Consider the following 24,730-nt stretch of genomic DNA (forward strand, 5'->3'; position numbering starts at 1 on the left):
ACGGTACGCGGCTCTCTCCCGGCTGCAACCCGGTTCAACCGGACAACCGCCGGCTAAAGCCAAAAGCCGAGCCGCAACGCCTACGCGCTGCCTGCCTTCACGTGGGAAGGAAAGCAATCCAGCCCCTCCACATGGTCAGTGAGATCGGTTGCTGAGATCGGTTGCAAAGAACGATACGGACCCCATGTGATCCTTGTCAATGTCTTGTGAGGTTCTAGCGCGAATTTGGATGAAAGGTCTTTACTTCGGAGCAAATACAGGGTCAAGGCTGTGACTTCTCCGTGCCCCGTTGATCATCGTGCGCGAGCCGGTGCCCCGAATGCGCGGCGCGAGTTCACTTCAATCGACTTGAAGGGGTGCCTCATTGTTGAAGTCTTGGAAATCCACTCCGGACCAAGCGCACTCCAGGCTGCCGTATACAGACCAGTAGTCATCCCAGTGGGCAAGTTTCCACTGGTCCCGCTCCAGTCCGCGCCGGGTGAGCCGGGTACGCAGGACGTCTTGAGGTACCTGGACACGTATCACGGTGATCACGGGGGACGGCCATTGGAAGTCTTCTGCTACACGCGTCAAATAGTCTGGTTGTCGGAAATAGGCTCCGAAGGGAGCATCGAGGACAACGGATCGGCCGAGGCGCAGGTTTATCCCCGCGACATCCATGAGAGTTTCATACTCGAGGGGCAGCAAATGATCGCGATAGTAGTCGTTGGACTCGCGGTCGCTGGGATCATGCCCGGTGGCGGTTAGCGCGAACTCGACGAAGCGGCCACTGACCCGGTCCTTGTCCAGGTAGGCAGCCTCATGCTGTTGAGCTGTCTGCTGGGCAATGGTCGTCTTTCCCGATCCGGCAGGACCGATAACAATAAAGACGCGGGGCGACATTATTTGCGTGCCTCTGCTACTGCTGTGAGGAACGCCCGGGCCGCCTCCGTGACACGGGCGAAGTCGCCGTCGCGTTGCCATGCTTTTGTCACGTAGCTGCCCACGCCGACTCCGGCCACGCCCGCCGCGAACCAGTCGCCGACATTTTCAAGGGTGACGCCGCCTGCCGGCATGATCGGCAGGTGTGCCAGCGGTGCCAGCACGGACTTCGCATACGGGATGCCACCGGCTTCGGTGGGGAAGAGCTTGAGGATGTCAGCGCCGGCTTCGGCGGAGTTAATGAGCTCGGTTGGCGTGTAGGCCCCGCTGACGGTTGGTACCTGGTACCGGTTCGCTGTCCGGATCATCGCGGGGTTCACCTGAGGGCTGACCAGGAACTGGGCGCCGGCCCGGATGCACTCGTACGCTGCGTGCTCGTCGAGTACTGTCCCGGCACCGATGGCCACGCCGCTGGGTCCATGTTTGGCGGCGAGCCGACGGATCACGTCTACGGCGCCGGGAATTGAAAGCGTGATTTCGAGGGCACGGAAACCTCCTGCGATGGCAGCTTCCGCAACGCGCTCGGCAACCTCGGCGCTCTCCAGTCGCACAATGAGGACGGCCCCGGACTCGTCGATGGTTTGCAGGGTGCGAAGTTTCTTATACATGCTGGCCTCTCTCTGGCCGGGTATGCCCTAACTTCTTCAGCGTCCCGGCCCCTATGGGTGTTGGTTCCATTGACAAACTCTCCCACCATCCATACGGTTATTGCAACCGATCTCAGCAACCGATCTCATGCAAGGGGGTATCGCGGTTGACTCACGTACGCACAATCATTCTGGGTGCTTCGCACTGGCATGTTCCGCTCTGCGCGCAGGCGATTGCCGAAGAGCACGAAGTTATCGGGGTCGGTGACGATGATGTTTCCCTGGTGCAGGTGCAGGAGCTGGCCAAAGTTTGGGGCGCACCGCTTGAAGCCGACTGGCAGAAGCTGGTTGATCTCCCGGACGTCGGGCTGGCCTATGTCTTTGGTCCCCATGACGGTATGGCCGAAAAGTGTATGGCCCTGATCGAGCGCGGTATCCCGTTCGTCGTCGAAAAGCCATTGGGCACTTCCCTCAACGAGCTTTCTGCCGTGCGCCAGGCCGCCGAGGCAGCTGGAGTGCCTGTAACTGTCCCCCTGGTCCAGCGCGGCGGACCCACCGAAAAATGGCTTGCCAAGGCAGGCCCGCCTACCTACCAGCGGACCTCATTTATCGCTGGTCCACCATCCCGGTATCTTGAAAATGGCAATCCCTGGATGCTCGACCCCGTGAGGGCGGGCGGGGGTTGCCTGGCCAACCTTGCACCGCATTTTGTCGATCTGTTCCTCCGGGGCTGCGATGAGTCGGCAGCACATGTGGACTCCCGGCTCTCATCTGTTCTTCACCACCAAGCCGTTGAGGATCATGTAAGCCTCATCATCACGACACCGCAAGGACGTGAAGCCATTGTGGAGGTCGGCTACGCATTCCCTGGCTCTCCGCTTAAGCGCTACTGCAGCTTTACATCGGTCGGTGAGGCAGGATTCGCCTCCGTTGATTCGGACGGCACAGCTACTTTCACGGCACTGGACGGCACCACGGAGGTCGACAAGATCAATGTGGACAGCGACCCTCTCTACGATCCGTTTGTGCGGAGCGTTGCCCGGACGCTGGAAGATGGATTCCGGGGCCTGACTACGCTGGCCCAGCTCGAAAATGTCATGCGCCCCATCTGGCAGGCCTATGACGACCAGCACGGAGGAAAAGAACATGCCTGACTTGAGTATCGACGTCGTTGCAAAAGCTGCCGGTGTCCACCGCTCTACGGTTTCCCGGGCGTTCTCACGCCCTGAGGCTGTGAAGAGTGAAACCCGCGAGCACATCCTCCGGGTCGCCGAGGGACTCGGCTACACGATGAGTCCGCTCGCCCAGGCGCTTCGGACCAAGACCAGCACGTTCATCCCGCTGATCGTCCCGGACATCACCAACCCGTTCTTTGCAGAACTTGCCAAGACGATGACGCAGGCGGCAGACGAGCGCGGCTACCAGCTGTTGCTCTGCGTGACCAATGGCGACCCTGTCAAGACCGACGGATATTTCACCGCCATGCAGGCTATGTATGCCCCCTTCGGTATCGTCGCGCCCTCCACAAAGGTCGATACCGAGGCCCTGAAACGCTTCGACTTCGGCCACAAGGTGGTGGTGATCGACCGGGTGGAAGGGGACGATGCGGTCCCAACCGTCACCGTCGACAGCCGGCGGGGCATCATGCTCGCACTGGAGCACCTGCACGGCCTCGGGCACACTTCGATCGGCTATGTTTCCGGCATCGCCGGAACGCACACCGCCCAGGACCGGATGGACGCGTACCTGGAGCTGTCCGCAGAGAGCGGCAGCACGCCTGTTGTGCTCGACAGCGGGTCGGATCTGGATGCGGGCACGCGCGGCGCCGAACATTTCCTCGAAATGGACAATCCGCCGACCGCCATCATCGCGGCAAATGACATGGTGGCCTTTGCAGTCATGTCGGCGCTCGGCCAACGCGGGGTGCGGGTACCAGAGGACGTATCGGTCATCGGGTTCGACGGTCTCGCTCTCGGCGCCCGGTTCAACCCTCCTCTGACCACGGTTCGGCAGCCCATCGCCGACATGGGACATATCGCCATTGAACTGGCTGAGAAGCAGAACGCGGACGGCTCCGTGGACCATATCGTCCTCGAACCTGAACTCCTGGTCCGCGGCTCCACCTCGGGACCGCGCAAATGACCGCGCAGACTAACGGCGCCCCGGCAGGAACACTGCGGCGGCTACCGGGACTCCAGCACACAGACCACGTCGGCCTAACGGTGCCCAATCTTGAAGACGGGATCCGGTTCTTCGTTGAAGTCCTGGGGGCTGAAGAGCTGTACCGCTCCGAACGCGGGCCCGACGAAGACTTCATGCCCACAAACTTTGAAGTCCCGGCCGATGCCAAGCTCACACTGGCGATGCTGCGCCTGCCACCGAACCTGAACATCGAGCTTTTCGAGTGGAGCAGCGCTGAGCGGCGCGAGACGCCGCCGCGGCACTGCGACGCCGGCGGGCACCACCTGTGCTTCGTCGTGGACGACGTGGATGCAGCGATCGCAGTGCTGCAGGAAACACCTGGGGTACGCGTGCTTGGTGAACGCAAGGAAGTCGCTGGCGACAGCCCCCGCGTAGCCGGCAACCGCTGGACCTACTTCGTCACCCCGTGGGGATTGCTGATGGAAATCGTGGACCGGTCCCGCGTCGCAGCACCGCCCCGGCTGGTCGGTCCTGCGGACTGGACAGCAGCTCCAAACATCTCAGAAAGGACATAACCAATGCGGCTAGCCGGCCACACCCTAGGCACCCCGGACCACACGGTTCCCCAAGCACTTGATCTCTTCCAAGCCGCTGGGCTCGACGCCGCCGAGGTCATCTACCAGAATGACTACAAATCAGGATTGCCGTTAGGTGACCGTCGCGCCGCGATGGAGGCATTGAGAGCAGCCGAAAGCGCAGGCGTACCCATCGTGGGTCTGACGCCTTACACCACCGCCATCAACTCACTGAATAACGTCGAATGGCGCACAGCAGTCGATGAATTCCGTGGCGCCATAGAGACCGCACACCTGCTCGGCGCTGACCGGGTCCGCGTCTACGCCGGATCCTGGCATCACGGGGACAACGACCACGCAGCGCATTGGGCAAAACTGCGCGAGGCACTGGAAACTCTCGCGCCCGTTGCAGACCAGGCCGGGGTTCGCCTTTGCGTGGAAAACCACTTCGGTACCATGACCCAGACCGCGGCGGATACCGCTGGCCTGGTCCGGGAAATAGACCACCCTGCCGTCCGCGTTCTGTACGACCAGGCGAACCTGACATTCACGCACGACGAAAAGTATGAACAAGCCCTCGCTGTTCAAGGTGACCTGATCGGTCACGTCCACGTGAAGGACCTTGTCTTCACGGATCCCGACGCGGCCTTCCGCGCCACGGAAACGGCCCGGGTCAACGCTTCCGAGCGCGCTGTCCGGTCCCGCGTCGTCGGAAACGGCGTCGTTCCGTGGCCTCAAATCCTCGCCGGGTTGCTGAAGCATGGCTACGACGACGTGCTGAGCATCGAGCTCGAGTACCGTTGGCACCCGCAAGACCTCCCTGCGCCCGAGGACGGATTCCGGGAATCTGCCGCCGTCCTGCGCTCAATGCTCTCTAATTTGGCTGAAGTGAGGAACGCCTGATGAACACCACCCGTCTCCGAGTCGGAGTTGTCGGCGCAGGCAACATCGCTACCATCGCCCAATTACCCACCCTCGTCCAACGCGATGACGTTGAGCTGGCCGCCTTGGTGTCCCGGCGTGAGGATCCAAGCAGCCTGGTCCGGCGCTGGGGGTTCAACACCGCCTACAAAACGGTGGAGGACATGCTGGATTCACAGGAACTGGATGCAGTCTTCGTGCTGACGCCCCGCTCAGAGCACGCCCACGGCGTCCAACTGTGCCTGAACCGTGACGTCGATGTGTTCTGCGAAAAGCCATTAGCCCCGGAAACCGATGAAGCAGAACGCCTGGCAGATCTCGCCGACGAGCGGGGCCGGATCCTGATGGTGGACTTCAACCGCCGCTATGCGCCCGTCTATACCGCCGGTCGCGAAGTCTTTGGCGCCAAAGGCGCCACCTTCTGCGTCGCCCAAAAAAACCGCCCGGGATCGGAATACCGTGCAACATTCGAGAACGCCATTCACATGGTCGATCTCCTCCGCTGGTACTGCGGCGGTGAACCGGTAGACGTCGCCGCCCACGCCGCCGGTGACGACCCCTGGGAAGAAGACGGTGTTGCAGCAACCATCCGCTTCAGCACCGGGAACACCGGAGTGCTGATGGCAGCCCGCACGGCAGGAGCATGGAACGAAAAACTGGACGCCTACGGCGACGGGAAGACCGTCGAAGTCAGGGCACCGGAGACGGTTTCGACCACCGTCAAGGGCGTTACCACATCACGGGAACTCAGCGCTGAGGCATATGGCTGGGCTACGGCGACAGACACTCTGGGATTTTCGGCCGCCGTTCATCATTTCCTGGACCGGGTTGCTGACAGGGCGCAGCCACTTACTTCAGGCCGGGAAGCTGTCCACACCCAGCGCTTGCTCGACCGGATTCTCGCTGCCTCCGGTTTGCCCACAGAAGAGCAAGCCGGCCGGGAATGGGCCAGCCACGCAGTAAACGGAAGCTAACAACCAACCGAGGTCGCCCTTCTGCACAACACTCGCAACCCTTGAGCACTGCGGAACTGTGGCTTGAACAAACCTGCTGAAAAATTGGAGGTGCAGACATAGCTCTACTTCGCCTCCGTCAGGGCAGACCACAAGCCGGGGAAGCGGGGGGACAACCGCTACGCGGCCGGCTCGCCGCGCTTGCCGGTATCGTGCTGGTCGCGTTCAGCGCCAGAGAAGCGGTTTCGGCGGTGTCCCCCCTCCTTGATCCGATCAGCGGGGATCTTCCCCTCGATGCGGTGACGACAGGGATCCTTGGGATGCTTCCGACCGCGGGTTTCGCAGCGATGGGCTTCCTGGCTATGCCGCTCCTCCGGCGAATCCAACTGGAACACCTGCTACTGGTTTCGATCCTGCTGACGACACTTGGTCAGGTCGGCCGCGCACTGGGGTGGAATACCCCGACATTTTTGGTGTTCACCTGGGTCGCCATGCTCGGGATCGGGCTGGTCAATGTCGTGGTTCCGCCTTTGCTGGTGAAGTACTTTCCCGACAAAATCGGGATCCTCGCAGCGCTCCACGTAACTCTCCTGGGCGTCAGCACCGCTGTGGCCGCCCAATCTGCCATACCCTTGGCAGATCTTTATGGCTGGCGGTTCTCCGTCGGCATTTGGGCGGCCTTCAGCGCGGTCGCCGCGGTGCCTTGGTTGATTGTTCTCGCAGGCAAGCGGACTGTGGCCCGCTCCACGACATCACCAGCCAACGATGGGCGGTCTCGGCCAACGAACGCGATCAAACCTTGGAGATCATCGATTGGCTGGGGTGTAGCACTAGTCTTCGCAGGGTGTTCAAGCAATACTTTTGCGGCGCTCACGTGGCTTCCGGCTGTTCTTATTGACAGAGGAATGAGTCAGGGAACCGCTGGATCCATGCTGGCGCTCTATTCGATCCTCGCCCTGCCTGTCGCCTTGGTTGTGCCTCTGGTAGTAGTGAGAATGCCTCGTCCGCTACCCGTCGCAATCCTGTTTGTCGTAGCATTCGCCATCGGCTACGGGGGCATAATCTTTGCTCCACCAGCCTCTGCAGTGGTCTGGGTGGCTATTGCCGGACTTGGCCAAGGCGTGTACTCCTTCGCGTTCACGATGATCAATAAGCGAACACGAACGCAATCCGGTTCAGGGATCCTCTCCGGGTTTGCTCAAGGAGTCGGTTACGCCCTGGCAAGCGTTGGCCCGTTCCTTTTTGGTCTGCTGCATCATCCAGGAGACGGCTGGCAGCCCTCGTTCGGCATGCTCGGAGCCTGGCTCCTGGTGCTTTCGGCAGGAGCCGTGATGGTCAACAAGCCACGCTTTCTCGAGGATGCCTTCCAACTGGCACAGCCAGGCACTAAAGAAACCACTGCAGAGCCGGACTGCAGCAGATCAACAAGCCGAAATATTCCTCGCCGAAAGCGGAGAACGCCGGGCAAGAAAATTCGAACCGAATAGACCCCTGACAGACCCTTCCTGCAACCGACCTTTATTTGCAACCGACCTCGAAGGAGAGATGTGATGATCAGCTGGTTCCTCCCGTGCCCGACCTTTGGCGGTATTACACGATGACCGGGGTGGGAAATGCTCCTCGCGTCGCTGTCGTAGGCGCGGCCGGCTGGGCCGGATCACGGCACGCGCGGGCATTTACCGCGGCAGGTGCTATGATCACCGTCCTTGTGGAGAGGGACGAGCGCGGCGTCGCCCTCGCGCAGGAGCTCGGCGCACAGTTGATGCCCACTACCGCAGAACTCCACCCCGAACATTTGGACCTGGTGGTCGTAGCCTTACCCACCACGGTGCAACCGGTCCTATGTGCAGATCTGCTGAACCGGGGATTCCGGGTGCTGACTGAAAAGCCGGTGGCCGCAGATTCGGAAGGTGCTGCCGTCCTGGCTGCCGCTTCCGGGGTGAACGAGAGGCTCATGGTCGGGTATACGCTCCACCAGCATCCCGCCGCCGCACAGATCACTCAATGGATCAGGGACAAGAACGTGATCGCCGTTTCTGTCCGTTCGGTCGCCCACAAACAGAACGTCAATTCATGGCGCGCTGATCCGAAGGAGGGCGGCGTCGCTGTCGTGAACGGCATTCACGCCATCGAATTAGTCTCATCATGGTTTGACGGCGACCCGAAAGTACTTGCCACCAGCGCCAGCAGCAGCCTATATGGGTCGCCGGTACCGGAGCACGTCGTGTCTACCCTCGAGTTTCCTGAGGGCGTCGTATTCACCATGCAGAGCTACTGGTCTCCCTGGCAGGAACCTCAAGGTCTCAATCAGGGCGACTGGAGCCTCACCATCGATGTCCTGGCCAGTGAAGGCCGGATGCTCTGGACCAACGACTCCCTTCAGGTGTGGGAGCGTGAGGGCGACCACTACGAAAAGACCTTCGAGCCCTCCGACCTCTTCCTGCGCCAGGCAGAGACGGCGCTGAAGTTCTGCGCCGGTGGAACCCCTCCGGTCACGTTCGCCCAGGCACTCCGCGCCACGCAAATCGCCGATGCTGTCCTGGCAGCATCCGGCGCTGACACCACGATCGCCCGGTAGGGTCACCAAAAACCTGAACACTGCCCACCGTCCATTGCACAACCTTAAGTAAGGAACTAGACATGAAACCAGCAACCCGCGTTCCGACCGCAGGAGATCCGCGCGGAGTCCAGAGCGGAGAGAACCGATGAGCCTCAAAGACCAGGTGGTTCTGGTAACCGGATCAAGCGGAGGAATAGGCGATGCCGCCGTCAGTGCATTCACAGCTGCCGGCGCCACCGTCATCGGTGCTGATCGTTCCGCTAAAGACGACCAAACCCTGGACGCCTTCTACCCCCTCGACATCACCTCGGAACAACAGTGCGCAACGACTGTGAAGGACATCGCGGCGCGGTATGGCCGCATCGATGTCCTCGTCCATGCAGCTGGAGTGCTTGGTACAACCCCCGACATCATGGAGACAACCACCGAAGAATTCGATTCCATTCTGAGGATCAATGCCTCTGCAACGTTCTCGATGGTACGAGAGACAGCAAAATCAATGCTCGGGTCCGGCACGGCTGGCTCAATCGTGGTCTTATCCTCAGTGGCGGCCAAGGAAGCACGCCTCAACTACCTGCCCTACAATGCGAGCAAACTCGCAGTCCTGCACATCATGTGGTCATTCGCAGAACTGCTGGGACCTCAAGGCATTTCCGTCAACGCCATCGTCCCAGGTCCAGTGAACACACCCATGCGGGCACAGTTTGACAACGATTCGAGCCCGGACGCGGCAGCCAGCCGCGCGAAGAGGGCAGCGCAACTGCCGATGCGCCGGTTTGCCGAACCCGACGAAGTCGCCCGCGCCATCCTTTTCCTGACCGATCCCGACAACCGCTACATCACCGGAGTGTCTCTGGATGTCGCCGGCGGGGCACACCTGGGAATAGGAACCTGAACCCCCTGTACCGTGCCCCGCAATCGTAGAGGCCCGTGCCACACCTATTTGCAGTGCGGCACCACGCATGCCCATATGCCAGGCAAACCAGCACGGCCCCTCAAGGCTGTGTCTGACCAACCCTGACCAAGTTTAGGTCCGCAACGACGAGGAGAAGACCTGATGTCTGTTCTTTTGGTCCAGTTCAAGCCCCTGGGAATGTTTAGGCGGGAGAAATGAAAACTGCAATTCGACATCATCACACTGCCCTGCACGTTACGGACATGGAGCGCAGCGCACGGTTCTACGTGGAAGGGCTTGGCCTTACCCGCGTGAAAGCGTGGACGTCGGGTCCATACGTGGGCGAACTTTACGGCCGTCCCGACGTCAAGGTCAAAGCCCTAATGCTCTCAACGGGTGACGGGACCTTCAACTTGGAGCTGGTCCAGGTTGAGGATCCGCTACCCGCTGTAAATCCATCAGAGGCGCAGCCGGGGACTGCCCATCTTGCCTTTACCGATATTGACTTGCGCCAGGTTTACGCCAGAATGACAGCGCTCGGGTACAGGGCTTTGTCCGAACCGGTTGCCCCCACGTCGGGGCCGGTTTCAGGAGGCCTGCTGATCTACCTGCTCGATCCGGACGGAAATCGCGTGGAGCTGATTCAGCCGCCCGACTGGCGGCCAAACGACAACTCTTGAGCTATCCGCATCCGGAGAAATTGACTTGTGACGCGGGCTGAGGGGCCTGCCAGGGTCTAGAGATTGCAGATCCGGTGAGCTGCTCTACACAGGCACGCACATGACCGCTCGGAAGCGGTCATGTGGCGTGCTTTCTGGGTTGGGCCCGGCGGGAGAACTCTTGCTTCAGTTATCCCTTAACACCACCGGACGTCATGCCGGCAACAAACCAGCGCTGGAACGCCAGGAAGATTGAGAGGACGGGGATGAAAGCAACGACGATGAATGCGGCGAAGAGTCCCCAGAAGCTACCGAAGCCGGTGGTTATGTATCGCACTATGCCGTTCTGTACGGTCTTCATGTCTTCTGTCGTGGCGAGGACGGTGCCCACAAGGAAGTCGTTCCACACGAATACGAAGATGAAGATGGCTACGGCAGCGATACCGGGACGGATGAGCGGGAGGATGATTCGCCACAATATCTGTATCCGGGAGCAGCCATCGATCGCGGCCGCTTCCTCAATCTCAACGGGGATATTCTCAATAAAGTTGCGCAGGAACAATATGGTCTGTCCACAGATAATGGCCGTGTAGACAACGATCAGCAGCGGGTAGGTGTTGATCAAGGCGGTTCTGACGAACATGGAGTACAGGGCGATGAAGACCACGATCGCGGGAACCATCGAAAGCACCAGTATGCCGGTCATCAGAGTTTCCATGCGCCGGCTTCGGTACCTGGTGGCAACGTATGCCGCAGGAATGGAAATCGCCAACGCGAGAATGATAGAGCCCACAGCGTAGATGAGGGAGTTAATAAAGAACCGGCTGTTCGTTGAGGTCAGCAGGCCAACATAGCCCTCGAATGAGAGCGGGTCCGGGATCCACCGTGGCGGGAACTCGATGGTATCCGAGGCGGTTTTCAGCGAGGTGGAGACGATCCATGCGACAGGCGGCAGAACGACTGCGGCTGAAAGGATGACGTATGCCCAGGCCGGAACCGCCCGAAGGACCGCGCCGAGCCGACCTTGGCGACGCGAGGTTGTGGTGCTCACAGGCTTTCCTTCCGTCGGAAGCGAATCGCGACAAGGGTGAGGACGATATTTACGGCAAAAAGGAGGATGGCCGTTGCTGATGCCCCGGAAAGATCGAACCTGTCGAACATCTGGTTGTATACCCGCATTGACAGCGTCTCGGTCGATCCGATAGGACCGCCTCGTGTCGTCACCAGGATGATGGTGACCATCTGTACATAGAGCATGAGTAGAACGATCACCACGGAGACGATCGTGTTGCGCAGGTGAGGCAACGTGACGTTGAGAAATGCGTGCCGAATGCCCCCGCCGTCCACTTTGAGGCTTTCGTACAATTCCACTGGAACGGTCTGAAGGGCACCGAGAAAGAGAAGCATGGCCTGCGGGTAGGACCACCACGCCGTCATCAGAGTCACAGCAACGAGCGCGCTGTTTGGGGACGAGAAAACATCAGTAGGACCGAACCCAAGGGCTTGGGTGATAGCTGAGGCCGGCCCGTAATTGGGGTTAAGAAACCAAAGCCAGATTGTTCCTGCTGTGGCCTGGGAAAAAAGCCACGGCAACAGGAAAAGACTGCGGACGGAACGCTTGAACCGATGCAGGTTGTTCAGCACAATCGCAGACAAGAGTCCAGCAGGCAACGCGATGACCAGCGCCCCGAGCGAAAATACAAGCGTTGTCCAGATGCGGGCGGGAAGCTCGGAGTCCGAAAACAGCTCCGCAAAAGAGTTCAGACCCGAGAATTTGCCAATCTGGTAATACGAAGTCTCGTGAAGCGCTGTCCATGCCGTGTAGATAAGCGGTCCAACGAAGACAAAGAGAAACACGGCAGTGACGGGGACGACGTACACCCAGACCATGCGGTCTTTACGAGCCCGGCGGAAAGCCTGGATTCCTGTGGGTGGAGTGGCCGTCTCATATGAAGTGCGGGTCGGGTTGTTTGTTGACATTATCTCTCCCTTCCGGGGAGAGCCTGATTTTCAGGCTCTCCCCGGACGTTGGGCACTATTTCTTGTTGGCCGCATCTTGGGCGGAACGGATAAACTCGCTCCCCGATAGATTGTTGAGGGTTAGTCTTTGCCCGGCCTGGGAGAGTCCGGTGGCCAGCGAGGTCCAGTTATTGGAGTATGTGCGGGGTTCGCTGTTGCTCTTGACGTAGGCGGCGATGTCGTTCACCGTTTTCGCTTCGGGTGTGGAGAAGAACGGCTGCTCATAAGTGGCCGCACGCGTGGGGACCTCACCGCCGGTGGCCATCTTCGCACCGGCTTCAGGGCCGGTCATGTACTCGATAAACTTCCAGGCCGCCTCTGTATTCTTGCTCCCAGAGCCTATTCCCAGAGTCCACCCAATGGTGGTGCCGGTGGTGTCTCCGGTAGATGCCTTTGGCAGAGCGGTCCACTTGATATCCGGGTTTTGGGAAGCGAACGAAACGATTCGTTCGGTGCCCATGACTGACATTGCGACAGTGCCGCTGGCCATGCCGTCCGCTACGGTGCCGTACGTGTCGGAAACAACGTTGCTACCCAGCGCCTTTGCGTCCCGGAGCTTGGCTAGGAAGTTGCCAAACTCCTCGGCCTTCTGGGTGGCGAAATCCGCTTGTCCGTCTTCAGTCCATATGTCCTGATCAACTTGCGTCATGAAGCAGTTGAAGAAAGTGCTGATGATGGCTGAGTTGTCGGTGTCCGAGAACCCGGTTCCAAACCCGGTGAATCCAGCTGCTGCAGCTTTCTGTGCAACGTCAACGACTTCCTCGTAAGTGGTTGGAGCGGTCGCACCGATCTGAGACAGGATTTTTTCGTTGTAGTACAGGGCGCAGGTGCGGTACTCATAGGGCACCGCGACCTGCTTGCCGTCAGGACCCGCAAAAGTGTCGGTAGGACGGAGCCAGTCGGTGACCTCCGACGCAGCATCAGGCAGCGGCGAGTAAACGCCGGCAGAGGCCATCTGGGGGACGAGAGGGGTGAACATCTTAAACACGTCCGGCGCCTGCCCAGCCGCTGCTGACTGCGGCAGCCTGTTCAACATATCGCCCAGCGAAACCACCGAGAGATTGATCTTGATGTCGGGATTTGCCGCCTCGAAATTGGCGACGTTTTCCTTCAGTGCCTTCGATCGCGGATTGTCTTGGCTGGGATCGAGGAAGTCCCAATAGCTGAGCGTCACCGGCCCCCCGGGTTCCGAAGTTGAGGGGGAGCAGCCGCTAAGGGCAAGGCTGACTGAGACGGCTGTGACGAGTGCCAGGCCCCATCGCTTTTTGATCATGAGTTTCTCCTGTGGACTGGGTTGCTGATGCGGGAGCATGCCGTACTCAAAACGACGCCTGCTAACTGTGGGGCCACCGAAGGTCCGGGGATGAGCCAGTTGATCATCGAGTCTCTCCTTTGAGATCGGTTGCATTCGCTGGAGCAGTGAGATCGGTTGCTGAGATCGGTTGCAATAAACATAGGGCTACAGGAAGGCTCTGTCAAGGATTCTTTTTGTTCGGATCTTTGGGGTCCGGATTTCTGGACGGTCATCGAATATTTCGTTTGTGCTCTGCCGCGATAGGGCTCTGTATCAGCTTCTTGATTCGTTCATCTATGGAAGATTTGCCTTGGTAGCCGCCAAAAGGGCGAGTCGCGCCATGGTGGGCGCGGGCTACGGGCAATCTGCGATCTGCCTAGCACAGGAAGATGCCAGGCGACGGACTGGGACGAGTCATCCCATCCACCTCTACTCGTCCCACTCAAAGGCCAATATTGGACCTTTCGTCAGTCTGCCTCGGCGGGGCAAACGCGTGCTCACTGACCACGCGACCGGTTCTGGTGGCGACTTTGATCCGTCATGGCTGGAGTCAATTCAGGTTATCCACTGCCGGAAAGTAGGAGCCGTCGGTGTGCTCCCTGGCAGCAGTAGCGGTGGATAACCTACGAGAATTGTCCCCGGCTGTGGGCGGGCGGACCCGACTTCTCGTTGAAAGTAGATCAGTTCCGGTTGTTCCGCGGACCACGGCAAGGAGCCGTGTGTCAGCTTGGAGTTGCCGCTGTGAAAGGCTGCAGTTATGGACACCTCATCTCGGGAACATGACCTCGTTCTCTACGGAGCGACGGGTTTCGTCGGCAGACTGATCGCCGGCTACGTCGCGGAGCATGCACCGGCAGGTATGCGAGTCGGACTCGCGGGCCGATCGAGGTCCAGACTCGAGGCGGTTCGGTCGCAGTTGCCGGTCGCGGCGCACGGATGGGCCCTCATCGAAGCCGACTCGGAGGACGCGGACTCGATCGCCGCCCTGGCCGCGGGCACACGCGTGCTCTTCACAACCGTCGGTCCATACGCGAAACACGGACTACCCGTCGTCGACGCCTGCGCACGGGCCGGTACCCACTACGCCGACCTCGCTGGTGAGGTGTCCTTCATCCGGGAGGCGATCGATCGCTACGACGCTCTGGCCAAGACGAGCGGGGCCAGGATCGTGCACTCCTGCGGCTACGACTCCGTGCCGTCCGACCTCGCCGTACTGCTGCTTCATCAGGCAGCAGAAGCCGATGACGCTGGCGGTCTGGGCGAGGTCCAACTCGTTGCTACGGCCAAGGGCGGCATCAGCGGAGGCACGCTCGAATCGATGCGCGGGCAGCTCGACGCGATGCGATCGAGCACCGCCCTGAGGTCATTAGCCGCGGACCCCTACGCTCTGAGCCCCGACCGCACAAGGGAGCCGACGACTCAACAGCCTCCTGACACCGGTCCTGTGCGCCGTACCGATGACGGCACCTGGACCGCGCCTTTCATCATGGCCCCGGTCAACACTCGGATAGTGCTCCGCAGCAACGCATTGCAGGGCTGGGCCTATGGCCGCTCCCTTCAGTACGGCGAGGTGATGGGGGTGGCCCCCGGACCGGCCGGAGCTGTCATCGCCAGGGCAATCGCCCTCGGGATCCGGGCATTCACCGCCGTGATGGCAGGCGAGACTGCACTCGCTTTAGCCCTCGACGGTGACCGGCTGCCGCCCGCCAAAGGGTCACTGACACCGGCCACCGCACTCGGCAACGTGCTCATACAGCGACTCCGCACGGCCGGCCACACTTACCAAGTAACAAACAGGGGAGCGTGCCTCACTCCACCTAGGGGGATCGGCCCCGGGGCGAAAACTTCGTCTCGGAGCCATCCACCTCACTCCGGGAAGTTTTCGTTCCCGGGGTCGGCGCGGTAGCGCCTTGGTTGCACGGAGGATTCGCCCAGCGATCATGGGGGCATATCAGAATGACGAGCAGCCGTGGCACTTTTGTCTGTCCATTGACGCCAAGCAATAAAGCGGCTGGACTTCTGCAAGGCACAGGCGACGGGGATCGCTTAAACGCTCATGAGTGCGGCTTTCGAATTATGACGGTGACCGCACCTGTCTGATCTTCTTAGTGTCGGCTGGTCGCGGGTACCTGCGGCATGTGCCGCCAGTTTCCGAGCCTTGGTCTCCTGTAAGTTCCGGCTCGGTCATGCCCCTGCCCGATTTCTACCGGCGACGATCAGCAAGAGCAAGGACGGAAGACCGAGAGGGCCGGGCTTCGTCTACACCTCCGCCAGATGCACCTTTGGGTTTTTGGCCGGAATCTCTTATTTTGTTCAGCAGACGCGGCCCTGATGGAGCCTGCAGGCTAGGCAGTCGCAGATCGGATGCTCACGGAACATACGGCGACTGAGTGCACAAACTCAACTGATGACACGGTTCCTCCCGGACAGTACGGCCATGACGCATAGAACGAGCATCAGCATGGCGGTGGCGGTCAGCGGGAGAGTCCAGCTGCCGCTGAGATCGTGGAGGGCGCCGAATGCCACGGGCCCGGCGGCGGCGATCGCGTAACCCACCGACTGTGCCATTCCCGAAAGCGAGGCGGCCTGCACGTGGTTCACGGCGCGGAGGCTGAACAGTGACAACGCGATCACGATGAGGCTCCCGCACCCCAAGGCTCCGACCACCACCCACAGCAGGGTGAGTTGCGGCGCAAGGGCGAGGCCCGCATACGCGCAGAACGCGAGGATGCTGCTGCCAAGGGCGATCGGCCGCTGGTCAGATGTGTGGTGCAACACGGCTCCGGCGGCTAGGCTTGCCAGCACGCCAACCAACAGGAACACCGAGGTGTGCAGGCCGGAGGTGGCCGCAGGAATCCCTTGTTCATGTTCAATTCCGGGTAGCCAGGCGACCATGACGAAGAACGCCAGCGACTGGAGCCCCATGAAGAGCGTGACCTGCCAGCCCAGCGCTGACTTCCACGGGGAACGCAGATGGCCTTGGGCATGGCCTTCGACCTTGGCCGCGATGGGATTCCGGGACCGCAGCTTTGGGAGCAGGATGGCCAGCGCGATCAGCGCCAATCCCGCCCAGACGCCAAGCGCCAGCCGCCAGCCGTATGTGCTGGCGTTGGCAATAGGAACGACGACGGCGGCACCGGCCGCGGCAACGGCACCTTGAACGGCAGTGTAAATTCCGGTCGCCTGACTGACTCGCGTAGGCAGGTCTCTCTTGACCAGCGATGGCAGCAGGACGTTCAGGAAGGCGATGCCGCTTCCGATGAGCACGGTACCGGTCCAGACAGCGGCTTCCACCGGAATAGAGCGGCCGAGGATTCCTGTCGCGAGCAGCAACAGCGATACCCACAGTGCCCTCTCTAAGCCCAGCCGGCGCGCCAGACCCGGGGCGACGGGGGAGAAGACGGCGAAAGAAATCAACGGCAGCCCGGTCAGCAGGCCCGCAGTGCTACCGGACCAACTAAATTCGGCGCTGATGTCTGAGAGCACCGGACCCACGATGACGAAGGCTACGCGCAGGTTCAGGGCGATGAGCAGGATGCCGAGGAAAGCCGCGCCAGCCTGTGCCGTGCGTATCGTTGTTACCCGTTCAGTCACCGGCACGCGCCCTACTCCTGCTCCCGTTTTTGGTTCTGGCACTGACCCGCAATTACGGCGGAAGCTCCCATTGTGGCACGGTGGATGAAGGGCAATCTTTCCAGTGACGGCAGGACACTGTGTGTCTTTGCCGGTAACGTTCCAAATAGGGCAAAAAAGAAGAGTGTGGACAATGTCCACACTCTTCGCTTCGGACCCGGACGTACAGGCCACGGACTGCTCCGAATTCCGCATGTTTCGGGAGTTCCCAGTGTTTGCAAAGGCTTGGACTGCAGTTCAAGTCCCACCTCGGGCACGATGTTTTCGCAGGTCAGGAGCTTTTTGTCTTCTGACTGTTGACAAAGCTTGACTTTTAGCCACGCAAGGTGTCGTTACGGTGCACCATTACGAGGGCTGGTACGGGCACCGTAATGAGGGACATAAGGCCCCGGACCGCGCTCACGGCCCGTCTTTGCACATATCAGGGCACAATTACATCGACACATAGCTGAACAGAGTGTCGTTGAGCGCTGCAATCTTCTAAGCATCGGGGCTTCCAGACAGAGCGGCCGCAGGGCGTGCCTGCCAACCGGCAGCTGTGTCGGACACGACATACGTGTATCTTCAGGCCGTTCTAATCGAGCAGATCTGGCAGCAACTGCGGCGCTCCGCTCCCAGAAGGACGGGCGAGCTGCAAAAGGCGACCGTCAGGGTACCAATGACTTCATGCAGCACCCGATCCGTATGGACGCGTGATCGCCTCGAGGAAATGCCCGTCAGGATCCGCGAAGTAGACGCCACGTCCGCCGTCGTTGTGGTTGATTTGCTGCGGGCGGGAGCGTCCCGGGTCAGCCCAGTAGGGGATGCCCTGGGCCTGGATCCTTGCGAAGATTCCGTCGAAGTCCTCCTCGCTGACGAGAAAGGCGTAGTGCTGCGGGGAGATGGGCCGGTCCGCGGTGGCGAAATCGAGGGCCACTCCGTGGTCGAGGGGCACGGTCATGAATGACCACATGGCTTGGGGTTTCGGCAGTCCGAGCACGTTCGCCAGGAAGTCCGCCGAACGGCGCTTGTCCGTTGCGTAGACGATGGTGTGGTTGAAAGTGATCGTCATGGTGTCTCCTCAGCTGTTTTGTCCAGCAGTCGGGGAAGCTCTCACTGCTGATGGCAACCACTCGGTGTGAGTACCTACAACGGGTGCTACCCCAACATAACCGTAGCGCTCGGGGCGGTCGACCGATCGGCCACGTGCCCCTGTCGGCGACTCACGCTTTCGGTAACCCCTCCAACACGGACGAGTTCCAAATCGTCCGATCGACAGTTTTCGCCGACGACGGCAACTGAGTGCGGGAACGGACGTTGCACCTGCGGTTATTCGCTTCAAAGAAGTGAGGGGGCAGACCGATTGAAGATCTTGGGAGCCCGTCTTCCCCGGGGCAACCCCGGAGCAGCTGCGGCGCGCTTAATTTACACGCGGCAGCTGTTCGGACGTCACTTGGAATGTGGCAAAAAGGAAGTGTGGACAGTAATGTCCACACTTCTGGCTTCGGATCGGTCCGTATAGCGGCCGGTTGGGCTACTGCATGACCAACGGGTTGCTTTCGTCTTCTTGGCCAGGCTCGATCGGCAAGCTAGCTGACCCCAAGCATCGGGATTCCCGCTGGCAGGGCGGCCTGGTACTCGGGCTCTGCCTCCAGGCCTTCCAGTTCGCGGCCAATGGATCGGGGCGTCGTTCTTGCAGCGGAGCTACCGCTTGCGGCCCTGGTTGCGCGGAGGCCCCAGCGACGATGAAGCATCAGAATGACAGGCAGCGATGATTCGTCTGATCACTCGGGACAGTTGGATCAAGGCAGTGTGTCGCGCGGTGTAGATTTTTGCAGTGAGAAAGCCATGTGTTAAACGGGAGCCAGCCCAGAATGAACCCCTGATGCTCGCATGAGGCTCGCGGAGTTCTTGAGTCCAGTTGTGGGTTATCGTCGACTTTCTTGATGCGAAATGGGCTCGATCGCCCGAATTCTGTGCTACCAAGCCAAAATTCCACCCCTTAGATAGGCTGTCCCAGTGACAGACGAGATAGAGTGGCCCGCCTTGCCAGCTCCTCACGCACGCGGCCAGGGCTGCGGCCGTGACCGTCTCACGCGCTGGCGCTAATCCGCCCACGCGTGCCGAACTCGACTGCATTGAAACCGCCGCAGAGGACGCTCCTGCCGTCGGGTGCGGAGCTTGACAGCAACTGAAAGGCAGCCATGAAAACGCATGATCCATTTGCACCAACATCCGGGATCGAATCCTTCGAAGTCATCAGCGAATCCTTCGAGGATGGCCAGGTTCTTCCGGAAGCCCAACGCAGCGCCGTCCTGGGAGCCGGCGGGCGGGACGAATCGCCCCAACTCACCTGGTCGGGCGCGCCCGAGGGAACCAGGAGCTACGCAGTCACCGTCTTCGACCCCGATGCCCCAGGCGCGGGCTACTGGCATTGGGCTGTGGTGAACATCCCGGCAGACGTCACCTCCGTCCCGGCCGGTGCAGGTTCCCGGGACAACTCCCGGTTACCGTCTGGTGCAGTGCAATTGAAGAACGATGCCGGATTTGCCGGTTTCGTGGGAGCTGCCCCGCCTCCCGGGCACGGTCAGCACCGGTATTTGCTGGTGGTCCACGCCATGGATGTTGAACGGCTGGACCTTCGCACTGATGACACCCCGGCCGCCCTGCAATCCGCGCTCTCCACCCACACCTTGGGCCGGGCGAGGCTGACGGGAACCTTCGAACGCCGCTAGCGTGTCTCCCAAGCCCTGAGGCGGTGTCCGGAATGCGTGATGGGTGTCTCGTATTTCTATGTTTTGATTTGACTGATGAGCAGTGGGCCCTTATTTAGCCGTTGCTGCCGTCTTCTATTGGTCGCCGGGGTCGCCCCTTCCGGGACGACCGGCGGGTGGTCGAGGGCATTATTTACCGATACCGCTGCGGGATCGCTTGGCGGGATGTGCCGGCCGAGTTGGTCCGTGGCAGACGCTTTGGAAGCGGCACCGCCGCTACAGCGGTGACGGAACTTGGGACAGTATCCTGGCCGCGCTGTTGACGGTCGTGGATCGGCGTTGCCAACTTAACTGAGACAGGACCCTTGCTGGTACTGTTTTGGTACCATTGGTGGATGGCTATGAATCTGCGTGTTCCCGAAGATCTTGATCGGCGTTTGGACCAGCTGGCTGCCGAGGAACATACGTCCAAGTCCGCGCTTCTGTTGCAGGGCGCAGAGTTGGTTCTGCAGCGCCACGCGCGCCGACGTGAAATCAGCGCAGGTCTTGATTTTGTTATGAGTCATGACGCTGATCTGCTGAAGCGCCTTGAAGACGCGTGACAGCGTACTTGGGCATTGAGGATGCACTTCAGGTAGTTGATCGGTACGGCTTCCATATCCGTGATGTCGGGTTGTTGGCCTCGGCATTGGCCAGGCCGGCTACGACTGTCCTGGGCGCGGAAGCCTATCCGGAACTCGCGGTGAAGGCGGCAGCCTTGTTGGAGTCGGTCGCCCGGTTCCATCCACTCATTGACGGCAACAAACGGACGGCGTGGACGCTCATGGTGCTGCTGCTGTGGATCAACGGTTACCGGCATGACTTCACCACGGAAGAAGGCTTCGACCTCGTCGTCGGAGTCGCCGCGGGCACTATCGACCTGCCGAACGCTGCCGCCGAGATTTCCAGGCATCTGGTGCCCCGGTAGTCCTCCAGCGCCCCGAAAGGGGGTGTGGACAATGTCCACACTTTTCGTCTCGTACTGGGCCAACCAGCCTTCGTACTGGCTAGGATTCCGCATGTTTTCGCGGGTTCCCAGTGTTTACAAGGGCTGGAATGCAGTTCGAGTCCCACCTCGGGCACGGTGTTTCGGCAGGTCAGTGCCTTTTTCCAAGTTCCGTTCGACGACGCTGCGGGCTTTGTAGTCCTCTTTGTCGAAGGCCGGAGGCCTGCCTCCCGTGGACCCGCGCCGCTTCCGGTGGCCCGATCTGGTCAGATGGTTGCGGGATGACAGCGGTGATGCCGCGGTCGCGCGAGTGGGTCCGGATTGCCTTGGATGAGTAGGCCTTGTCACCGCGGACACGGTCCGGACGGGTGCGTGGCCTGCCCTTGCCATCGACCAGGGCGTGAATCCTGGTACTCAGTCCGCCGCGGAACGGCCAATGGCATGATCATCCGGTTCACCAAACAGATTCATGTAATTCGACCGGTCCCCCTGTGACGCGCGGAAGATTGGTGCCGTGCTGGTGGGCGCGGTTGACCGTCGAGTCCACCGAAATTGACCAGTCCACTTCGCCTTGAGCGTCTGCGACCGTTAGCAGCCCGGCCAGGATCCTGTCCCAGGTACCGTCACGCTGTAGCGGCGGTGCCGCTTCCAGATCGTCTGCCATGCCCGAATTCGGCAGGCACGTCAGGCCAGGCGATCCCGCACCGGTATCGGTAAATGATGCCTTCCACCACGGCCGGTCATCCCGGAACGGACGACCGCGGCGGCCATCAGAAGCCGCCAGCAACGGCTGAATACGGGCCCACTGACCATCAGTCAGAACAGAAGTACGAGACACCCGTCCAGCATCCCGAACAACTAACCCAGGCTTTAGGAGACGCCCTAGTTCCTCGTTGGGTATAGGAACCACGTGGTAGCCCTCGGATGCCGTTGCCCCAATGAAAGGATACCCAATGACGCCCACCCGTCCGCCGTTACGGCAGTAACGGTCAAGTTCTGCCGCCAGTTGGGCGTTGCTTCCTTGGTCCTGCTGCCGGCTGGATCGTGAGCCGGCAATGACGATGGAATCCGCCCGATGGGCCGCGAACGCCCGCGACGGCGGCGCATTCAACGTCTGGTGTGCCGTCGGTGGTTGCCAGCAGGACCCTCTTATGTTGCTCACGCGCGGCCTGCTGGACGCCGCAGGCTATGCCGGCAAAGTAGGGGTCGGCGATGTCGTGGCCGGGTTTCCTCATGGAGCCGTTGAGGACCCGCGAGGCGGTGGAGAGTGAAACGCCTGCCGCGTGGGCGACTTCCGAGAGCGTGCTCACCGCCATGGGTTGCTCTTCCTGGCTTTATGCCGGTTGGTGCGGGGGCGTTCGAGTCTGGACGAGCAAGGGGCTGTGGTCATTGATGAAAATGACCACAGCCCACGATTCACAGCTCTTTTGCGTCTGCCTAGACGGCAGTCTCGTGTTCGTGGGTCCTGGCGTAGACCGGCCTTGTGGTGGGCCGCGACGTTTGCGGGGTCGTCGACGGCGTCCTTGAGGCTGTCCAGGTCACGACCAATGGTTTCGGGCGTGAAGAAGATAGCGATTATAGTGATCACGGTCAGGAGTGACAGGTACGCGGCGATGGGTACCCAGGCACCCAGTCCTGCACCGTCAACCCCGGGGCCGCCGTCCGCGGTGACGACCAGGGAGATGATCCATGCGCCGAGGGGGTGCGACGCCACCAGAGATCACGGCGGAAATTTCTCGGGCGACGGACACTCCGAGGTAGCGCTGACGGGAGCCGAAGAGTTCGGACATGAAGGCGCTCTGGGATCCGAACATGCCCCAGGTGCCGATGCCGAGCGCGAGGGAGATAGCGAGTTCTGTATTGGATTGAAGAATGGACACTAGCGGTTTCTATCAGCCTCGTCCTGTTTAGGCGCCGATGACCTGCCTTCCGTCAAGCTACGTCTGGGCGCCGCGACACAAGGACGGCGCTGGCAGGGCAGCGTTCAGGTTGACCGAGGCCTCGAAGCTCCTGTCAGGTTGAGTTCCATGGAGCGGGAAGGCATCCGTGACGCGATCACTAATCCGCCCTTTGCCGATCATGGATATTCCATCAAGCTATCTGCCCTAACAGGTTAGGGAGGTGACGACTATTTTTCGTCCGGCCCCAAGTCCGGGCCGACCACAAACTGTACGTCCCGAGTGGAGCTGGCCTGGAGTTCGAGGATGGCGAGTTCGTTGTTGCCCTGTCGGATCAGTGGGCCGGGAACGTAGAGGGTACGTTGGGGGCCGCGGCTCCAGTAGCGGCCCAGGTTGAATCCGTTGATGAAGGCGTTGCCCTTTGTCCAGCCATCCAGCCGCAGGTACCGGTCGCCTGGCCCGTCGGCCTCAAATGTTGCGAAAGCCATGGATGGACCGGCCATACCGCCGCGCCCCACAAGCTCGCTGGCGGCGGCCCGGAAGGCGGCCAGCGACGAAAGGTCGACGGGCCGGATACTCCAGTCCAACACCTCATCCCCGTCCAGCAGCGCAGGTCCGATCAAACCTTTCGCTTCGCCGATGCGCAGCCCGTAGTTGACCCTGCCCTGGTCCTCGACGAGGATTTGCAGCAATCCGGCGTGAGGGAGGGCGATCGAACGCTCTTCGAGTTCGCGGCTCAGGGTGCCCAGCGGTGCTCCGTCGAGGAAGAACTGTGCCCTGTCCCGGACTTCACTGAAGGTGAGGACGCCGCCGCCGGTCAATTGTCGTTCGTAGAGGAAGAAGCCGCGGTACTGGCCGGTCACCTCGCTGACAGGAAGGGGCCCTGCCACTGCTACGGATTCCGGAAGCCCTGCCAGGACGTCCAGCAGTGAAACGCCGTCGGAGACGGACACCGTTGATTCCGCAGTGTCGACCCGTGGCGCGGGGACCTCCATGGGGACCGGGAAGTGTTTTGCGATGACGTCCCGGAAGGCGAAGTACTTGTCGGTGGGGAAGCCGTCCTCAGAGAGGGGTGCGTCGTAGTCATAGGACGTGATGGTGGGTTCGTAGATGCCTTTGTCGTTGGCGCCGTTGGTGAAGCCGAAGTTGGTTCCGCCGTGGAACATGTAGATGTTCACGGACGCGCCGGCGGACAGCAGCGCGTCCAGTTCCGCGGCGGAGGCGCTGGCGTCGGTGGTGTGGTGGTAGGTTCCCCAGTTATCGAACCAGCCGTTCCAGAATTCGGCGCACATCAGCGGCCCGGTGGGTTGCCGCTCCCGCAGAAACCCAAGCCGCTCCTCGGCGCGGGAGCCGAAGGTTCCGGTGTTGTGCAGCGCGGGCAGCGATCCGTCTTCGATCATGCCGCCAGACGGCTGGTCGCAGGTGAACAGCGGAACCTCCACGCCGGCGCGCTTCGCCTCGTCCACGAGGTGTTGCAGGTACGCCTTGTCGTTGCCGTAGGCGCCGTACTCGTTCTCGATCTGGAACAGGATGACCGGCCCGCCGCGGGTGATTTGGCGGTCCACCACGACGGGCAGCAGCTTGGCCATAAAGGCGTCGACGGCGGAGAGGTAGCCCGGTTCGCTGCTTCGGACGCCAATGGTTGGATCTGTGAAGAGCCAGGCAGGCAGGCCGCCGTTGTCCCACTCAGCGCAAATGTAGGGGCCAGGCCGGACGATTGCCCGCATCCCTTCTGACTGGACCAGGTCCAGGAACCTTCCGAGGTCGAGCCCTCCATCGAGGATAAAGGTGCCCGGCGTAGGCGAGTGTTCGTTCCACGGCACGTAGGTTTCGATGGTGTTCAGGCCCATCAGCCGGGCCTTGCGGATCCTGTCCGTCCACAGGTCAGGGTGGACCCGGAAGTAGTGGATGGCGCCGGACAGGATGCGGAAAGGTTCGCCGCTAAGCAAAAAGTCCTTGTCGCCAATCGCGAAAGTTTCCATCAATTCCTCAAGA

Annotated in this window: 22 protein-coding genes and 3 pseudogenes; 14 read left to right on the forward strand and 11 right to left on the reverse strand. The window is 61.0% G+C overall.

Annotated elements, in window-relative coordinates:
• Positions 1-339 precede the first annotated feature (339 nt).
• Both AC5RT3_RS05925 and AC5RT3_RS05930 read right to left on the reverse strand, forming a co-directional pair.
• A complete protein-coding gene (locus AC5RT3_RS05925) occupies positions 340-882 on the reverse strand; it encodes a P-loop nucleotide/nucleoside kinase family protein (RefSeq protein WP_494123725.1) in 543 nt (180 codons plus the stop codon).
• Complete coding sequence (locus AC5RT3_RS05930) at positions 882-1,529, reverse strand: bifunctional 4-hydroxy-2-oxoglutarate aldolase/2-dehydro-3-deoxy-phosphogluconate aldolase (RefSeq protein WP_494123726.1); 648 nt, start codon at positions 1,527-1,529, stop codon at positions 882-884. Before AC5RT3_RS05930 ends, AC5RT3_RS05925 begins: the two co-directional genes overlap by 1 nt.
• A gap of 146 nt (positions 1,530-1,675) precedes the next feature.
• Between AC5RT3_RS05930 and AC5RT3_RS05935 the strand changes: the two genes are divergently transcribed.
• The 9 genes from AC5RT3_RS05935 (at position 1,676) to AC5RT3_RS05975 (ending at position 10,234) form a co-directional block, all read left to right on the forward strand.
• On the forward strand, positions 1,676-2,662 hold the full coding sequence (locus tag AC5RT3_RS05935) for a Gfo/Idh/MocA family protein (protein ID WP_494123727.1): 987 nt from the start codon (positions 1,676-1,678) through the stop codon (positions 2,660-2,662).
• Positions 2,655-3,650: a LacI family DNA-binding transcriptional regulator gene (locus AC5RT3_RS05940; protein WP_494123728.1), complete on the forward strand. Its 996-nt coding sequence runs from the start codon at positions 2,655-2,657 to the stop codon at positions 3,648-3,650. Before AC5RT3_RS05935 ends, AC5RT3_RS05940 begins: the two co-directional genes overlap by 8 nt.
• Positions 3,647-4,225, forward strand: coding sequence for a VOC family protein (locus AC5RT3_RS05945; RefSeq protein ID WP_494123729.1), 579 nt, complete (start codon positions 3,647-3,649; stop codon positions 4,223-4,225). Before AC5RT3_RS05940 ends, AC5RT3_RS05945 begins: the two co-directional genes overlap by 4 nt.
• 3 nt (positions 4,226-4,228) lie before the next feature.
• Positions 4,229-5,128 carry a sugar phosphate isomerase/epimerase family protein gene (locus AC5RT3_RS05950; RefSeq protein ID WP_494123730.1) on the forward strand — a complete coding sequence of 300 codons (900 nt, stop codon included), beginning with the start codon at positions 4,229-4,231 and terminating at the stop codon, positions 5,126-5,128.
• A complete protein-coding gene (locus AC5RT3_RS05955) occupies positions 5,128-6,120 on the forward strand; it encodes a Gfo/Idh/MocA family protein (RefSeq protein ID WP_494123731.1) in 993 nt (330 codons plus the stop codon). Before AC5RT3_RS05950 ends, AC5RT3_RS05955 begins: the two co-directional genes overlap by 1 nt.
• A 191-nt stretch (positions 6,121-6,311) precedes the next feature.
• Positions 6,312-7,586 (forward strand): MFS transporter, encoded by a 1,275-nt coding sequence (locus AC5RT3_RS05960; RefSeq protein WP_494123732.1) that lies wholly within the window; start codon positions 6,312-6,314, stop codon positions 7,584-7,586.
• Positions 7,587-7,696: 110 nt separating this feature from the next.
• Complete coding sequence (locus AC5RT3_RS05965) at positions 7,697-8,677, forward strand: Gfo/Idh/MocA family protein (protein WP_494123733.1); 981 nt, start codon at positions 7,697-7,699, stop codon at positions 8,675-8,677.
• Positions 8,678-8,804: 127 nt separating this feature from the next.
• On the forward strand, positions 8,805-9,554 hold the full coding sequence (locus tag AC5RT3_RS05970) for an SDR family NAD(P)-dependent oxidoreductase (RefSeq protein ID WP_494123734.1): 750 nt from the start codon (positions 8,805-8,807) through the stop codon (positions 9,552-9,554).
• A gap of 215 nt (positions 9,555-9,769) precedes the next feature.
• Entirely contained in the window at positions 9,770-10,234 is a 465-nt protein-coding gene (locus tag AC5RT3_RS05975) for a VOC family protein (protein ID WP_494123735.1), read from the forward strand.
• Between the two features lie 169 nt (positions 10,235-10,403).
• On the opposite strand, the gene AC5RT3_RS05980 is transcribed toward AC5RT3_RS05975, so the two are convergent.
• Genes AC5RT3_RS05980 through AC5RT3_RS05990 form a run of 3 tightly spaced genes read right to left on the reverse strand, consistent with a single transcriptional unit; the run spans position 10,404 to position 13,505 of the window.
• Entirely contained in the window at positions 10,404-11,264 is an 861-nt protein-coding gene (locus AC5RT3_RS05980) for a carbohydrate ABC transporter permease (RefSeq protein WP_494123736.1), read from the reverse strand.
• Entirely contained in the window at positions 11,261-12,193 is a 933-nt protein-coding gene (locus tag AC5RT3_RS05985; protein WP_494123737.1) for a carbohydrate ABC transporter permease, read from the reverse strand. The genes AC5RT3_RS05980 and AC5RT3_RS05985 overlap by 4 nt, the downstream gene beginning before the upstream one ends.
• A gap of 55 nt (positions 12,194-12,248) precedes the next feature.
• Positions 12,249-13,505, reverse strand: a complete 1,257-nt coding sequence (locus AC5RT3_RS05990; RefSeq protein WP_494123738.1) for an ABC transporter substrate-binding protein — start codon at positions 13,503-13,505, stop codon at positions 12,249-12,251.
• Positions 13,506-14,283: 778 nt separating this feature from the next.
• On the opposite strand from AC5RT3_RS05990, the gene AC5RT3_RS05995 reads away from it, so the two are divergent.
• Positions 14,284-15,432, forward strand: coding sequence for a saccharopine dehydrogenase family protein (locus AC5RT3_RS05995; RefSeq protein ID WP_494123739.1), 1,149 nt, complete (start codon positions 14,284-14,286; stop codon positions 15,430-15,432).
• Positions 15,433-15,926: 494 nt separating this feature from the next.
• On the opposite strand, the gene AC5RT3_RS06000 is transcribed toward AC5RT3_RS05995, so the two are convergent.
• Entirely contained in the window at positions 15,927-17,126 is a 1,200-nt protein-coding gene (locus AC5RT3_RS06000; RefSeq protein ID WP_494123740.1) for an MFS transporter, read from the reverse strand.
• Positions 17,127-17,823: 697 nt separating this feature from the next.
• Positions 17,824-18,210 carry a VOC family protein gene (locus AC5RT3_RS06005; RefSeq protein ID WP_494029258.1) on the reverse strand — a complete coding sequence of 129 codons (387 nt, stop codon included), beginning with the start codon at positions 18,208-18,210 and terminating at the stop codon, positions 17,824-17,826.
• Between the two features lie 1,132 nt (positions 18,211-19,342).
• Here AC5RT3_RS06005 and AC5RT3_RS06010 point away from each other — a divergent pair.
• The 4 genes and pseudogenes from AC5RT3_RS06010 to AC5RT3_RS06025 all read left to right on the forward strand — a co-directional run bounded on the left by AC5RT3_RS06010 (position 19,343) and on the right by AC5RT3_RS06025 (position 20,819).
• Positions 19,343-19,873 carry a YbhB/YbcL family Raf kinase inhibitor-like protein gene (locus AC5RT3_RS06010; RefSeq protein WP_494123741.1) on the forward strand — a complete coding sequence of 177 codons (531 nt, stop codon included), beginning with the start codon at positions 19,343-19,345 and terminating at the stop codon, positions 19,871-19,873.
• Positions 19,874-19,974: 101 nt separating this feature from the next.
• Positions 19,975-20,186 (forward strand): annotated as a pseudogene (locus AC5RT3_RS06015) (transposase); the annotation flags it as partial.
• A gap of 61 nt (positions 20,187-20,247) precedes the next feature.
• Positions 20,248-20,454 (forward strand): ribbon-helix-helix protein, CopG family, encoded by a 207-nt coding sequence (locus AC5RT3_RS06020; protein ID WP_494123742.1) that lies wholly within the window; start codon positions 20,248-20,250, stop codon positions 20,452-20,454.
• Entirely contained in the window at positions 20,451-20,819 is a 369-nt protein-coding gene (locus tag AC5RT3_RS06025; RefSeq protein ID WP_494123743.1) for a type II toxin-antitoxin system death-on-curing family toxin, read from the forward strand. Before AC5RT3_RS06020 ends, AC5RT3_RS06025 begins: the two co-directional genes overlap by 4 nt.
• Positions 20,820-21,008: 189 nt before the next feature.
• Here AC5RT3_RS06025 and AC5RT3_RS06030 read toward each other — a convergent pair.
• The 4 genes and pseudogenes from AC5RT3_RS06030 to AC5RT3_RS06045 all read right to left on the reverse strand — a co-directional run.
• A pseudogene (locus tag AC5RT3_RS06030) lies at positions 21,009-21,675 on the reverse strand (IS5 family transposase); the annotation flags it as partial.
• A gap of 36 nt (positions 21,676-21,711) precedes the next feature.
• Positions 21,712-22,153: pseudogene (locus AC5RT3_RS06035) on the reverse strand (LacI family DNA-binding transcriptional regulator); the annotation flags it as partial.
• Between the two features lie 327 nt (positions 22,154-22,480).
• Positions 22,481-22,717, reverse strand: a complete 237-nt coding sequence (locus tag AC5RT3_RS06040; protein WP_494123744.1) for a hypothetical protein — start codon at positions 22,715-22,717, stop codon at positions 22,481-22,483.
• A 248-nt stretch (positions 22,718-22,965) separates the two neighbouring features.
• Positions 22,966-24,717: a glycoside hydrolase family 35 protein gene (locus AC5RT3_RS06045; RefSeq protein ID WP_494123745.1), complete on the reverse strand. Its 1,752-nt coding sequence runs from the start codon at positions 24,715-24,717 to the stop codon at positions 22,966-22,968.
• Positions 24,718-24,730 lie beyond the last annotated feature (13 nt).

The sequence above is a fragment of the Arthrobacter sp. Y3221159 genome (assembly GCF_059089885.1).